Here is a 13,629-nt window from a genome sequence, read left to right as displayed (position 1 = left end):
AAAAACGTCTTATGCCCGTTTATAGGGAAGCTTACACTTAATTCGTGACGATTAAATCCTAATCGTTATCCAGAGTTCACAGAAGAAGTCGATATGATGATGATGTTTCGGAAAATCAGTGTTTGTTTGTTGTTGCTATCCGCAATGATGAGCGCCTCTGCACGTTCCGATCGGATGCAGGATGAGCGTGGCGAGCGTCGCGCGCCGCCGCCATCGCAGTATGAGCCGCGACGCGACCAGGCACCGGATGAGCAATGGCAAAATCGCGGGCGAGGTGCTGAGCCCGGCGATGCAGGACGGGGCCGGATGTCGCCGGATGAGCGACGCGCATTGCGCCAGGAAATCGATAGGGCCGGCCGCGATATTTATCCGCGGCGCCGTTGAGATTGAAGATCAGGAAATATCAGTAAATGCCAGCCTGCGTGGCGCAACGAACCGGTGATGAAGATCGCCGGTTTTTTATTGTGCGCTACTTTTAGAGAAGGCGGATCGGGGCTGCGGTTTTCAGTGCAGTCGCCGAGGTATTCATCGGGCTTTGACCAGCGAATAAAAATGCGAGATGTAAACCAGAAAGGGGCTGCAAGATTTCTCTTGCAACCCCTTGAATTACTGCGCCTTTGTTCAGGTAGCCCCGATTCTTACATTCGAAAGAAATTCCTTTCTCCGCGACGCCCCCTCCGAGGGGGCGAATCCACTGGAGGGGCTGGGTGGTCTGCGCGGTGGTGCGTAGATTTTCGTCTGAGAAAAGCAGATAGTTATTAATGTATAGTTACTAATGTATAGTTATTAACGTAGCTATGTTGGCGTGGTACGAATTGCAATCTTCTTGATCCTCCCGCGCGCACGAATCGTTCTAGTCACTTGAGGCTATTAACGGACCGCAGCGCTGCGTTACCTCTCGCCACAGAAACAATGAGCGCTGTTTGTGTAGGCTAGAGAATGCCACGGGAAGATTGCGACGGCGTGTACGCCTTAGCGCACCTCCCAACTTCCTGTGCCGCGTCAGGGACCGTAACGCCTGGTCGACACGACTCTATGCGGGGACGCCATGGAAGATGAAAAAGACGGACGAACCCCACAGCGAATACCGAGGCACCTGTGGGCGATGTTGCGAGCGCGGGTTAGCGAATGGTTCATTGGGGGCGTCCTCTTGGCAATCACCGGCTTCGCGCCGCAGGAATTCATCGCTCAACTAATCCGCTATATTGCGGCGCCAGAGAGGGTGGAGCATTTGTCGCGCTTGGCGCTCAATGCCCGGCCGGTGATTGTCTTTGTTGGAATCGCAATCATTGTGGCTGATGCGCTGTATCGGAACCGGCACCGACCGGTCACTGCTGTCCCAGGAAGGCCGCCGCTCACTGAGGGTGGAGCGGGGCGTTTGCAAACTAACGGCGGGGCGCTGGTGGAAAGCGAACCGAGTGAACCGGAAGCATTGCCGCTCCCAAATAATCCATGGCTATCGGAGGGGCGAGTGATACTGGTCGTGCTACCGTTCGAAAGTCTCGGTGGCGGCGACAAATATGATTACTTCAGTGAGGGCTTAACTGAGGATATGATCACCCAACTTGCCCGGCTCAGCCCGGAGCGCCTGGGTGTAATCGCCCGGACTTCGGCGATGCGCTACAAATCCACGACCAAGACCATTCATCAGATCGGCCAAGACCTCGGGGTTTCCCACGTGCTTGAGGGAAGCGTCCGGCGTGCCGGAGATCGGGTACGGGTTGCGGCGCAGCTCATCCGGGTAAGCGACGAAACGCACCTTTGGGCCGAGACCTACGAGGGGAACCGACATGACATCCTGGCACTCCAGATCGAGGTGGCCAGGGCAATTGCCAGCGAAATTGAGATCAAGCTCACGCCGCACGAGCAAGGGCGTTTAGACCGTACTCCTGCCATTGATGCGCAGGCGCACGAAGCGTATCTCAAGGGGCGTCACTTCTGGTCCAAGCGCACCGAAGAAGGAATGCGAAAGAGCATTGAGTATTTTCAGCTTGCTATTGGACACCAGCCGAACTTTGCGGCCGCCTATGATGGAGTGGCCGATGCTTACACGATGCTTGCGTGTCGCGGCGTGAGCCCTGCGCGCGAAACGTTTCATAAAGCAAAAATGGCAGCCAGGAAAGCGCTGCAGATTGAACCTGATTTGGGTGAGGCTTATGCGTCACTGGCCCATGTGCGTTTGCACGATTGGGATTGGGTCGATCTGGAACAGGATTTCCTGCGCGCCATTGAACTGAATTCAGGACACCCGATCGCCTATTATTGGTACGCGGAATATCTCATGATGGCAGGCAGAGCCGAAGAAGCCATTGCCAGGGTCAGGCAGTCCCAACAGATGGATCCGTTGAATTCAGTGCTGAATTCATCTGTTGCCATCATCTTGTACCTTGCTCGGCGATACGACCAGGCACGGGAAGAACTCTGTAAAGCCCTGGAAATCGATCCAAACCACTTTCTGCTTCACTTCAGGCTGGGATTGGTTTACCAGCAACAGAAGTTGTTCCATGACGCAATCGAGGAGATGCAGAAGGCTGTAACGCTTTCCGGGAGGAGCACAGAGGCGCTGACGGGGCTGGCCCAGACCTACGCTGCCGCCAACATGAGAGCGGCCATGCAGCAGATCGTGGATGTGCTGGAGACGGAATCCGAAAAGCACTACGTCCACCCCTACAACATGGCGAAAGTGTTTGGTTCGCTCGGGGACAAAGAGCAGACCTTCGGCTGGCTGGAAAAAGCCTACGATGAGCACAGTCCTGACTTCATTGAGCTCAGGACAGAACCTAGCTTCGACAGCGCTCGCTTCGATCCCAGATTCTCTGAACTGCTATCCCGCGTCGGGCTCAACCAGATCTGAAGGACGACGCTCTGTGATGGGCGCCAGGGCAAGTGGTTGCGCATTACTCCGGCTGCAGTCGCTGAATCAGCGTCTCCCCCTGACTAGCTACGCATACGGCAGAACGGACATAAATCGTGAGCAAGCATTTGTATATCTATGCGACGTCGCATCATCGGGAGCCCGTGCGTTTCGTCAACCCTAGGAGGTTTGTTGTTAAATTAATACTGAAAATGGCTCAGTAAAAACCACTATAGAAATATTTCTTAAAAGTAACATATTTCAATGTGGCAAACATTATATTGTTATCGCTAGTGCTTGACATACTGCGTTTAGAGCAGCTGCGTCATCACAGCCGAATCCCAGTTGGTAATCACCAGTTCTTTGCTAACACCTGGTTTTCCATGGGTGCTGCCGATGCTGTATTTGATATCTAACCCCATCATCGTAAAGCCGTCGAACGCCCTGCGGATGTCTGAGTGATCGTTGATCGATATCATCACTTTGCCTTTGCAGCTCCGCATGAAATCGGCCATTAGCTCGTATTGTTCGAATCCAAAATCCACGCCGTAACCCCCCGGTTTGCCAATAAGGTGGGTCAAGATAAAAGAACATTGATCGGATTCTTTGGGCGGGTCGCGCGTATTGCGCGAGTACATCAGGAAGGGTTGAAAGATCGCGTGTCAAAAAAAGGGCCGGAATATCAATATCCGGCCCGTCCTTTGCTGGGTTTTAGCGCCACCGACCAGGCATTGATTCGGGATTCGCTATTACGCCATCTGAAGTTGTAGAAGTGCGAACTTATGCTGCGGTTGCGTGCAGTTTCAATCCCAATGCCTTAACGACTTTCAGAATAGTCCCAAATTCGGGATTGCCTTCGCCGGATAGGGCTTTGTACAGGCTTTCGCGCGCCAATCCGGTATCGCGCGCTACTTGGCTCATGCCGCGCGCCCGGGCAATGGTGCCCAGGGCGTGAGCGATGAAGGCAGGGTCGTCACCAGCTTCCTCAAGGCATGCATCGAAGTAGGCAACAATATCCTCTTCCGTTTGCAGATGCTCGGCAGAATCCCACTTGCGCAGTTTGATCGATTCCATATATTTCTCCTAAAGTTTCCGCGCCAGTTCCACTGCGGTTTTAATGTCTTTGCTCTGCGTTGACTTGTCGCCACCGGCAAGCAAAATCACTATCTCATAGCCCCGTTGTACAAAATATGCGCGGTAGTCAGCGCCAAAGTGAATCCGCATTTCGGAAACACCCTCGCCAACGGGTTCGCAATCACCAAAATTACCCAGTTCGGCACGATCAATGCGCATTTGGACGCGCACTTTAACGCTACGGTCACGCAACGCAGAAAACCAGTTATCAAATGTTGGGGTTGTCTGAATAATTTTCATAAGTAACTGTATTCCATGAATTACAGTTTGTCAAATCAAACTCCTAGCGAATCTGGCATTAGGCTGTTGGCTTGGCGCACCGGCTGCGTTGCCGCGTCTAAGTCTGCACTTTCTCACGCGCACGCGTAGTGCGAATTATCGACAGAGTTGATAACCAGCTTATCAACCCTTTGCTAGATGCACTTGCGGCGGCAACACGGCAACATGCAATGCATGACCGCCAACAGCCAGATCCGCGCCAGGGATAACGCCCTGGGCAGCACCGCTATGAAGTGCTGGGTGTTTCAAAACGACAAACCGACTAACTAACCAAAGGAAAATATTTGATATGAAGATCCTGTTTTTAACCTGCCTATACGCGCTGATGATTTTTTCAGTCTATGGCATATCTATATGCGCAAAATCTCTGTGCATGAAATATTCAATTCGCTTTAGCACGTTAGATAGTTGGATTGTCGGCGCTCTTGCCGTATTGGTTCTAATCATCGGTATTTATTGCGGAGTGTCCCGTGATTAGGCGCTCGTGAGTATGCCGCTTGATTTTATAACCCTTGATCTGGAAGCGGCAGCACGGCTTCTAAAGGTACACCCGGAGACGGTACGTCTCAAAGCTAAGGCAGGTGGAATACCGGCTCGAAAAGTTGGAAAACGCTGGGTATTTTCATCAATCGCTCTGCAGGAATTTCTTATGGGAGAATGCATCCCGCGAGTTGTGCAGGGCGACGTAAAGGATAAAAAAATATGTCACTCTTTAAGCGCAGCAACAGCCCGAACTGGTATTGCAAACTCCATCCGCCGGGTGGCGGAAAGCCAGTACAAGGCAGCACTGGCACCACAGATAAAGCCAAAGCGCAAGAATTCCACGACCGGCTGAAAGCAGATTTGTGGGATCAGGTAAAGCTTGGCCATAAGCCGCGCTTTACCTGGAATGAAGCTGTAGTGCGATTCGTTACTGATCGGGAGGCGGCGGCAAGCGTGGAAACAATCAAAGTTCATTTGCGTTGGCTTGGACAGCATTTGGAGGGGATGGAATTGGCTGCTATTGATCGCGGGTTGGTAGATAAACTCGCGTCAATCATGCGTGCTGAGTATGTCATGGTCAAGACCAAGAGTGGACTGAAGGCGATCAGTCGTAAGGTGAAGCCATCAACGGTTAATCGCGTGCTTGAGGTGCTTGCGTCAGTTCTCAATGCAGCGGTTGACTGGGAATGGATAGATCGGATGCCAAAAGTTGCAATGCTGTCTGAGCCAACAAAAAGGATTCGTTGGCCCACGCAGGCGCAAGCCAAGCTGCTTGTAGCGGCCTTGCCAAAGCACTTGGCAGAAATGGCGCTCTTCAGTCTTGAAACTGGACTGTGTCGTTCAAATGTGACAGGTTTGCAATGGTCTCAGATTGATTTGGCTCGGAAAATGGCGTGGATTCATCCTGACGAAGCCAAGGCGCGAAAGGCAATACCAGTTCCGCTGCCTGATGTGGCCATTGATGTGTGGCAGCGACAAAAATCCGTAAAGCGCAAAAAGGAATTCATCGATTCCGTTTTTGTATATCGTGGCAGGCCAGTACATCAAACTGGCACGTTAGCTTGGAAAAATGTGTTGAAAAAAGTTGGCATCAGCGACTTTCGATGGCACTACCTGCGACATACCTGGGCAAGTTGGCACGTTCAGCGGGGGACGCCGCTGCATGTACTAAAAGAATTAGGGGGGATGAGAGACGATGGAAATGGTGAGCGCTACGCGCACTTTTCAGCCGATCATCTGGCTCAATGGGTGCAGTCAGTCAGCAATGACGGCTGTAATTTAGCTGTAGTAGCGTGACGTAAACCAGAAAGGGGTTGCAAGATTTCTCTTGCAACCCCTTGAATTACTGGTGCGGCTGGCAGGAATCGAACCCACGACCCCTTGGTTCGTAGCCAAGTACTCTATCCAGCTGAGCTACAGCCGCGAAAAACAAAATTATATATTAGCTTTGTTATTTTTGGAAGAGAGAAATATTTAAAAACTTAATATTTCTTATCGCTTACAGAGCTAAATTTCTTTTTCTGCTTGCTCTCAACCAAGTCCGCTACTATGCCATAGACATTGTGTCTTGGGAAGCTTTATTTGCATTTTAACTTTAGTTGTTTTGATCTTTTTTACTCGGCGAACCCGGGTCGCGGTGCAATTCATCGGGTGATATAATTAAACAATAATCATTATCATTTATAGATTAAGAAAGGCTGATGACATGAATGTGAAATTGCTTACGGCGGCTACGCTTGTTTCGTTTGGTTTTGCCGGCGCCGTTGCGGCTGCCGAATACCCGATCGGCAAGCAGCAAATCATGAACGGTTTGGAGATCGCTGCGGTTTACTTGCAGCCGATCAAAATGGAGCCGGAAGGCATGATGCGTAAGGCGGAGCTGTCGGACATCCATGTCGAGGCCGACATCCGTGCTGTGAAAAACAATCCAAATGGTTTTGCTGAAGGCGATTGGATGCCGAATCTGGTCATCTCTTACGAATTCACCAAAGCCGGCTCGAATCAGGTAATCAAAGGCGACATGATGCCGATGGTGGCCAGCGACGGTCCGCACTATGGCGACAACGTCAAACTGGCAGGGCCAGGGAAATATACATTGAAGATGACTATTTCTCCGCCGTCGGCCAATGCCGGTGCGCATTTTGGCCGCCATGTGGATAAGGAAACCGGTGTCGGCGCCTGGTTCAAGCCGTTCACGGTGATCAACGAATTCACCTTCGCCGGCGTCGGCAAAAAGGGCGGATATTAATTCGGCAGAAATGCGTTCCATGAAATTCATATCGGAGAGTATGGCTATGGTGTCAGGCAGGGTGCGTGGCGTGTTTGGTATCAGCCTGTTGCTGGCGGCAGTTGTTTCGATGGCCGCTGATTTGCCGACCTTCAAGCTGGAAATGAAGGACGGTGTTTTGAATCCGGCGCGGATAGCGGTCCCTGCCGGCCAGAAAATAAAAATCGAGATCCACAACATCGGGCAGTCGGCGGTTGAATTTGAAAGCGTCCAGTTACGTAAGGAGAAGGTGTTGGCGCCGGGTGCGCAGTCTTTCGTCGTGATTGCACCGCTGCAGCCGGGTGAATACAAGTTTTTCGATGATTTTCATACACAGGCGCAGGGTGTGATTGTTGCCAAGTAAAAGTCTCTATAACCGTGCAGTAATTTTAGAGATAGTCTTTTTGTTGCTGAGCAGAGTTGAAGAGCCGCATGGTGCGGCGCATGACTCTGCCCGCAACTGACTGGAGATAAATGATGGGTCAGGTATTGTTCATCGTCTGGCGCGAGAGCGTCGAGGCCTTGCTGGTGGTTGGTATTTTGCATGCGTGGTTAAAAAATGGCGACGTGGCTGCGCGCCGCGGTCTGCCTTACCTGTGGAGCGGCGTCGGCGTCGGCATCCTGGGAGCGATTGGCCTGGGCGCGGCGTTGCTGGGTTTCAGCGAGCTGCTTTCTGGCGATGCTCAGGATTACTTTCAGATCGTCATGGTGATATTGGCGGCCATATTGATCGTGCAGATGGTGTTCTGGATGCGCAAGCATGGCCGCACGCTCAAGCGCGAAATGGAAACCTCGCTCAGCGCAAATCTGCAAAGCGCGAACTGGTGGGGCGTGTTTGCGCTGGCGGCATTGGCGATTGCGCGCGAAGGCAGCGAAACCGTGATCTTTCTTTACGGGCTGGGCCTGGCGCAGCACGGTGAAACTGCCGGAGCCATGGTGTTGGCGGCGCTGCTGGGTTTTGCGCTGGCGTTCCTGACCTTCTATCTATTGCAGCTCGGTGGTAGAATTTTCTCTTGGCGCCGCTTCTTCCAAGTTACTGAAATCATTTTGTTGTTCCTGGCTGCAGGTTTGCTGCTGACCGGTATCGAACGGCTGATGTCGCTGGATATCATTCCGACACTGGTCGATCCGATATGGGATAGTTCACGCCTGCTCGACGATTCGACTTCATTTGGCAATCTGGTTTCCACATTGACCGGCTATCGTGCGCACCCCGCGCTGATGAGCTTGCTGGTGTATGTGGCATATTGGGTGGGCGTTTTGTTATTCCTGAAACGAGCTCGTGCAGTGCCGCAGGCAACCCCAGCGAAATAATCCCATGACTACTTGTGCAATTCCTCAAACGCGACTTTCACGTACTGCTGACTGGATGCGTGACCATGCGAAACTGATTCGCTGGGTGCAATGGGGGATTGTGCTGGTGTACGGCTTCCTGATCCTGCTGCCGATTTTCTTGCCGCTGCCGGACGAGACTGCGCACATCTGGTCGAATCTGACGCTGATCGCCCAATTCGCATTCTGGGGCATCTGGTGGCCGTTTGTGCTGATCAGTATGGTGTTGATGGGCCGCGTCTGGTGCGGGGTGCTGTGTCCGGAAGGCGCATTGACTGAATTCGCCAGCCGCCATGGCCGCGGCAAGGCCATCCCGCACTGGATGCGCTGGGGCGGCTGGCCGTTTGTGGCGTTTGCGCTGACCACTATTTACGGCCAGATGGTGAGCGTTTATCAATATCCCAAAGCCGTGCTGCTGGTGCTGGGCGGCTCTACCGTCGGCGCCATCATCGTCGGTTACCTGTATGGGCGCGACAAGCGCGTCTGGTGCAAATACCTGTGCCCGGTGAACGGCGTGTTTGGTTTGCTGGCGAAGCTGGCGCCGTTCCACTACAAAGTCAATGAAACCGCCTGGCGCGCTTCATACGGCACAAAAAGCCACACGCAAGGCCGTACGACAATTCCTGTCAATTGCGCGCCGCTGGTGCCGCTGCGCGCCATGAAGGGGGCTGCCGATTGCCATATGTGCGGGCGCTGCAGCGGTCATCGTGACGCGATTGAGCTGACCTGGCGTACGCCGACCGAGGAAATCGTCAAGCACGGCGAGCAGCACAACAGCTTGTGGGAAAGCGCCTTGGCCTTGTACGGTCTGATGGGGATTGCGATTGGCGCTTTCCACTGGTCGGCCAGTCCCTGGTTTGTGCAGATCAAGCAGGCCATCGCGACCTGGCTGATCGAGCGCGACATCATGTGGCCGTTCGATACCCATGCGCCGTGGTGGGTGTTTACCAATTATCCAGCACAGAATGATGTATTCAGCTGGCTCGACGGCAGCCTGGTAATCGCCTATATCCTCACCACCGGCCTGGTGCTGGGCACTGCGCTGAGCTTGCTGTTCGGGATCGGCAGCCGTCTGCTCGGCGACTGGGATCGCAAGCGTTTCAATCATCTGGTGCAAGCCACGATCCCGCTGGCCGGCTGCGGCGTATTCGTCGGCTTATCGGCCACCACCGTCAGTTTGCTGCGCGGTGAACATTTGCCGGTATTCTGGGCCAACGACTTGCGCGCCATTCTCCTGATCGCGACAAGTTTATGGAGCGTCTGGCTGGCCTGGCGCGTCACCGGCCGCTATACGACATCGTCGGTACGCCGTTTATTGAGCATGACGCCGGTTGTTGCCGGCCTGGCCCTGGTCAATTTTGCCTGGCTGTTGATGTTCTGGTTGTGGTGAAATCCCATCGTTTCCAGGATTTAACGCAACATTTCTTCAGGGCCTGCATCGTTAGTGCGTAAAATGAAGATTGCTTTCCCGTCCAGATTCAGTCTGTCTTGTTGTTCCCCCTGATTGCTAGGCGGCGGCCGGGAAACCTTCTTCAACTTTAGCTCACGTTCCCTCTATCATGGTTCGCCCACGCTTTTTACCTGACAACTTCACGTTGTTATTGGTTACTACGGTTCTTGTCGCCAGTCTGTTGCCGGCCAAAGGCCAGGTTGCGGTTTCTTTCAACCTGATTACCACGCTGGCTATCGGCTTGCTGTTTTTCCTGCATGGCGCCAAGCTGTCGCGCGAGGCGGTGGTGCAAGGGGCGCTGCACTGGCGCTTGCATTTGACGGTGCTGCTCGCCACTTTCGCCTTGTTTCCACTGCTCGGGCTGGTGTTCAAGCCGTTGCTGCTGCCGCTGGTGACGCCCGATCTGTATCTCGGCATCTTGTTCCTATGCACCTTGCCATCCACCGTGCAATCGTCGATTGCCTTTACCTCGGTCGCCCGCGGCAACGTGCCTGCCGCAGTGTGCAGCGCGTCCGCTTCCAATCTGCTTGGTATCTTCCTGACGCCGGTGCTGGTGGGCTTGATCGTGGTGGCGCACGGCCAGAACAAGGGTTCTTTCGATTCCATCATGAATATTGTGATGCAGTTGCTGCTGCCTTTTGTCGCCGGCCAGATTGCCCGCCGCTGGATCAGCACCTGGCTGGACAAGCATAAGATAATCTTGAAGATGGTGGATCAGGGCTCGATCCTGCTGGTGGTCTACACGGCCTTCAGCGAGGCTGTAGTGCAGGGCTTGTGGCAGCAGTTGCCGCCGCTTTCCTTGCTCGGCTTGATGGTGGTGGTGGCGCTATTGTTGTTCGTGATGCTGACCGTCGCTACTTTCGCCAGCCGTCGCCTGGGTTTCAACAAGGAAGATGAAATCACGATTGTGTTTTGCGGATCGAAGAAAAGCTTGGCGAGCGGCGTGCCGATGGCGAAAGTCTTGTTTGCCGGGCATACCGTCGGCATGATCGTATTGCCCTTGATGCTGTTCCATCAAATTCAATTGATGGTCTGCGCCGTACTGGCAAAACGCTATGCCGATCGTCCGGTCGAAATAGTAACCGGCGCCGCACCGCCGGTCTGGTCTGACGTCAGTCCGGAAGATTAAACCCTCCGGGTGCGCTTTATGGCGCGGGGTTGGGTTGACGCAAATGAATAGCGTCGATCTCGCGCAAGATCTCTTCATCGAGCGTGATGTCGATACTGTCGAGATTGCTTTGCAGTTGTTTTAGCGTGGTGGCGCCGATGATATTGCTGGTCAAGAAGCCTCGGCTATTGACGAAGGCCAGCGCCATTTGCGCCGGATCCAGGCCATGTTTTTGCGCCAGGGCCACATAGTCGCCGATGACCCGGTCGACTTGCGGATTGGTGTAGCGGCTGAAGCGCTCAAACAAGGTCAGGCGGCCGTCAGCGGGCCGCGCCCCATTCAGATATTTTCCTGAAAGTACGCCGAAGGCCAGCGGCGAATACGCCAGCAGCCCGACCTGTTCACGGAAAGCAAACTCCGAATGGCCGATTTCAAAAGTACGGTTGAGCAGGCTATAGGGATTCTGGATGCTGACCACACGCGGCAAATCGAATTTTTCCGAGGCCCGTAAAAACTGCGCGATACCCCACGGCGTTTCGTTCGAAATCCCGATATGGCGTACCTTGCCGGCCTTGATGAAATCCGCCAGGATAGTCAGGGTCTCTTCAATCGGCACCGTATCTTCATCGGCAATATGACTGTAGTTCTGGACCCCAAAGCAGTTGACGCTACGGTCCGGCCAATGCAATTGATAGAGATCGACGTAATCCGTCTGCAGGCGTTCCAGGCTGCCATGCAAAGCTTCAGTCAATCCCTTGCGATCGAAATTATTGATGCCGCCGCGTACATGGCGCGGGTTGTGCGGCTTGCGCGCCGGTCCGGTAGCCTTGGTGGCAATCATTACCTCGCCGCGCTTGCCGGATTTCTTCAGCCAGCTGCCGACATAACGCTCGGTTGAACCCTGGGTCTCGGCGCGCGGCGGCACCGGATACATTTCTGCGGTGTCGATCAGATTGACGCCATGCGCCAGCGCCAGGTCGATTTGCGCATGCGCTTCTGCTTCAGTATTTTGTTCGCCCCAGGTCATGGTGCCGAGCGTAATCAAGCTGACTTTGAGATTGCTGTGTCCGAGTTCACGATATTGCATTGTTGCTTCCTTTGCGGCGGGCTCTAAAAAATACAAATAATGACTTGACGACCTTGACCGCCGATGTGTGGCAGCCGGTAATCGGCACCTGAGTATCAGGTGTTTGCCGCCAACTGCCGAGGGCTAACAGTATAGCTGGAACCCCATTTTGCTGCAGGCTGAGGCCGGCCGCTTCTAAGTGGCAGTGGGAGTTGCCGGCGAAGACGAATGGGCCGGCGGATTTGGCGCCGCAGCCGGATGAGCCAAGCGATCCAGACCTAACAGTGCAGGGAACAAGCGTACCCACAGCAGCACCACGGCTACCGTCCCGACACCGCCCAGGAGCACCGCTGGCACCGGCCCCAGCCAGGCGGCAGTGACGCCGGACTCGAATTCGCCCAGCTGGTTGGAGGTTCCTATGAATACCGAATTGACAGCGCTGACGCGGCCACGCATATGGTCCGGCGTTTCCAGTTGTACGAAGGACGAACGCACTACCACGCTGATCATGTCAGAGGCGCCAAGTACAACCAGCGTCGCCAGCGACAAGGCAAATGAACGGGACAGGGCGAAGACGATGGTCGCCACACCGAAAACCGCGACCGCAATAAACATGCTGCGGCCGACCCGCCGGCTGAGCGGGCGCCGCGCCAGGAAAATCGCGGTCGACAAGGCGCCCACCGCAGGCGCCGAGCGCAACAGACCCAGGCCGAGCGGGCCGGTGGCCAGAATGTCATGGGCGTAGATCGGCAGCAGCGCGGTGGCGCCGCCCAGCAGGACGGCAAACAAATCGAGCGAAATGGCGCCGAGAATGGCGGGCCGGCTCTTGATGAAGGCGATCCCCGCCAGCAAGGAGTTGAGGGTGGCCGGTTCGCGTCGCGGCAAGGCGCTCTCAATCCGGATCAGCGACACCAGCAGGCTGGAGGCAATGAACAGGACGCTGCTGCTGGCGTACACAGTGCTTGGACCCAGCACATAAATGAAACCGCCTAATGCCGGGCCGATGATCACCGCCGTTTGCGAGGCCGATGCCGACCAGGCCACGGCGCGCGGCAGCAATCGCGGCGGCACCAGCCCCGGCACAAGCGCCTGTAAGGTGGGCGATTCAAACGCATGCGTGGCGCCGATCACAAAAACGATGGCAAAGATGGCTTGCTTGTCGAGCCAGCCGTAGATGCTGCCAATCGCCAGAGTCGCTGCCGCCAGTCCCTTGATGAACAGGCAGATGCGGGCAATCTTACGGCGGTCGTGACGATCGGCGACATGGCCCACCAGCAAGGCCAGGAACAAGGCCGGCAGAAATTGCACCAAGCCGACCATGCCGAGGTCGAAAGCGCTATGCGTGAGTTGATAAACTTGCCAGCCGACGGCGACGATCTGCATTTGATTGGCGATGGTGGACGCAACGCGTGCGCCCCAGAACAAGGTGAATGGGCGATGGCGCAGAACAGATTCGGGTTCGGGGCTGGCAGAGGCGGGGACGGTCATGTGGGGTGGCGAGATCGGGGCAAGGCCATAGAATATGCTTTTCTGTCCAGTCCTAAAATAGGTTGACAGGTTTTATTGCAACACAAACGCTCGATGCACCGCATCGGGCGTTTTGTATTTCAGGGCCGTATGCGGCCGTTCCCGGTTGTAGATCCGAACGGATTGCGCC

The 13,629-nt window shown here is 54.6% G+C and carries 15 protein-coding genes, 1 tRNA gene and 1 pseudogene; 10 read left to right on the top strand and 7 right to left on the bottom strand.

From position 1 onward, the window contains the following. Positions 1 to 181: 181 nt before the first annotated feature. Both KHU33_RS23540 and KHU33_RS23535 read left to right on the top strand, forming a co-directional pair. A complete protein-coding gene (locus KHU33_RS23540) occupies positions 182 to 442 on the top strand; it encodes a hypothetical protein (protein WP_211467497.1) in 261 nt (86 codons plus the stop codon). A 708-nt stretch (positions 443 to 1,150) separates the two neighbouring features. Then, positions 1,151 to 2,854, top strand: a complete 1,704-nt coding sequence (locus tag KHU33_RS23535; RefSeq protein ID WP_230414517.1) for a tetratricopeptide repeat protein — start codon at positions 1,151 to 1,153, stop codon at positions 2,852 to 2,854. A 311-nt stretch (positions 2,855 to 3,165) separates the two neighbouring features. Here KHU33_RS23535 and KHU33_RS23530 read toward each other — a convergent pair whose 3' ends face one another. Further along, entirely contained in the window at positions 3,166 to 3,492 is a 327-nt protein-coding gene (locus tag KHU33_RS23530) for an adenine modification methytransferase (RefSeq protein ID WP_230414516.1), read from the bottom strand. Here KHU33_RS23530 and KHU33_RS23525 point away from each other — a divergent pair. After that, on the top strand, positions 3,427 to 3,624 hold the full coding sequence (locus KHU33_RS23525) for a phage virion morphogenesis protein (protein ID WP_329956115.1): 198 nt from the start codon (positions 3,427 to 3,429) through the stop codon (positions 3,622 to 3,624). The genes KHU33_RS23530 and KHU33_RS23525 overlap by 66 nt on opposite strands. 10 nt (positions 3,625 to 3,634) lie before the next feature. On the opposite strand, the gene KHU33_RS23520 is transcribed toward KHU33_RS23525, so the two are convergent. Together KHU33_RS23520 and KHU33_RS23515 are read right to left on the bottom strand one after the other, a co-directional pair. Next, positions 3,635 to 3,928 (bottom strand): addiction module antidote protein, encoded by a 294-nt coding sequence (locus KHU33_RS23520; protein ID WP_211467493.1) that lies wholly within the window; start codon positions 3,926 to 3,928, stop codon positions 3,635 to 3,637. A gap of 9 nt (positions 3,929 to 3,937) precedes the next feature. After that, positions 3,938 to 4,228: a type II toxin-antitoxin system RelE/ParE family toxin gene (locus tag KHU33_RS23515; protein WP_211467491.1), complete on the bottom strand. Its 291-nt coding sequence runs from the start codon at positions 4,226 to 4,228 to the stop codon at positions 3,938 to 3,940. A 529-nt stretch (positions 4,229 to 4,757) separates the two neighbouring features. On the opposite strand from KHU33_RS23515, the pseudogene KHU33_RS26710 reads away from it, so the two are divergent. Both KHU33_RS26710 and KHU33_RS23510 read left to right on the top strand, forming a co-directional pair. Continuing rightward, positions 4,758 to 4,904: pseudogene (locus KHU33_RS26710) on the top strand (helix-turn-helix domain-containing protein); the annotation flags it as partial. Positions 4,905 to 4,969: 65 nt separating this feature from the next. Continuing rightward, entirely contained in the window at positions 4,970 to 6,046 is a 1,077-nt protein-coding gene (locus KHU33_RS23510) for a tyrosine-type recombinase/integrase (protein WP_211467489.1), read from the top strand. Between the two features lie 50 nt (positions 6,047 to 6,096). Here the strand turns inward: KHU33_RS23510 and KHU33_RS23505 are convergent. Then, positions 6,097 to 6,173, bottom strand: a tRNA-Arg gene (locus tag KHU33_RS23505). Positions 6,174 to 6,455: 282 nt separating this feature from the next. On the opposite strand from KHU33_RS23505, the gene KHU33_RS23500 reads away from it, so the two are divergent. From KHU33_RS23500 to KHU33_RS23480, 5 genes are all read left to right on the top strand, one after another. Further along, positions 6,456 to 6,998, top strand: coding sequence for an iron transporter (locus KHU33_RS23500; RefSeq protein ID WP_211467487.1), 543 nt, complete (start codon positions 6,456 to 6,458; stop codon positions 6,996 to 6,998). Positions 6,999 to 7,044: 46 nt separating this feature from the next. Continuing rightward, entirely contained in the window at positions 7,045 to 7,380 is a 336-nt protein-coding gene (locus KHU33_RS23495; RefSeq protein ID WP_211467501.1) for a cupredoxin domain-containing protein, read from the top strand. Positions 7,381 to 7,493: 113 nt separating this feature from the next. Further along, entirely contained in the window at positions 7,494 to 8,330 is an 837-nt protein-coding gene (locus KHU33_RS23490) for an FTR1 family iron permease (RefSeq protein ID WP_211467499.1), read from the top strand. 55 nt (positions 8,331 to 8,385) lie between these two features. Next, positions 8,386 to 9,738, top strand: a complete 1,353-nt coding sequence (locus tag KHU33_RS23485) for a 4Fe-4S binding protein (protein ID WP_211467485.1) — start codon at positions 8,386 to 8,388, stop codon at positions 9,736 to 9,738. 169 nt (positions 9,739 to 9,907) lie between these two features. Then, positions 9,908 to 10,927, top strand: coding sequence for a bile acid:sodium symporter family protein (locus KHU33_RS23480; protein WP_211467483.1), 1,020 nt, complete (start codon positions 9,908 to 9,910; stop codon positions 10,925 to 10,927). Positions 10,928 to 10,943: 16 nt separating this feature from the next. Here KHU33_RS23480 and KHU33_RS23475 read toward each other — a convergent pair whose 3' ends face one another. The 3 genes from KHU33_RS23475 to KHU33_RS23465 all read right to left on the bottom strand — a co-directional run. Then, positions 10,944 to 11,993, bottom strand: coding sequence for an NADP(H)-dependent aldo-keto reductase (locus KHU33_RS23475; protein ID WP_211467481.1), 1,050 nt, complete (start codon positions 11,991 to 11,993; stop codon positions 10,944 to 10,946). Positions 11,994 to 12,167: 174 nt separating this feature from the next. Beyond that, positions 12,168 to 13,460: an MFS transporter gene (locus KHU33_RS23470; protein WP_211467478.1), complete on the bottom strand. Its 1,293-nt coding sequence runs from the start codon at positions 13,458 to 13,460 to the stop codon at positions 12,168 to 12,170. 72 nt (positions 13,461 to 13,532) lie between these two features. Further along, a partial coding sequence (locus KHU33_RS23465) for an integrase core domain-containing protein (protein WP_211462952.1) occupies positions 13,533 to 13,629 on the bottom strand: 97 nt, incomplete at its 5' end.

Source organism: Collimonas silvisoli (assembly GCF_018305005.1).
Taxonomy (GTDB): domain Bacteria; phylum Pseudomonadota; class Gammaproteobacteria; order Burkholderiales; family Burkholderiaceae_D; genus Collimonas; species Collimonas silvisoli.
Note: the sequence above shows the minus strand (reverse complement) of the source record. Positions and strands in the feature narration are given on the sequence as shown.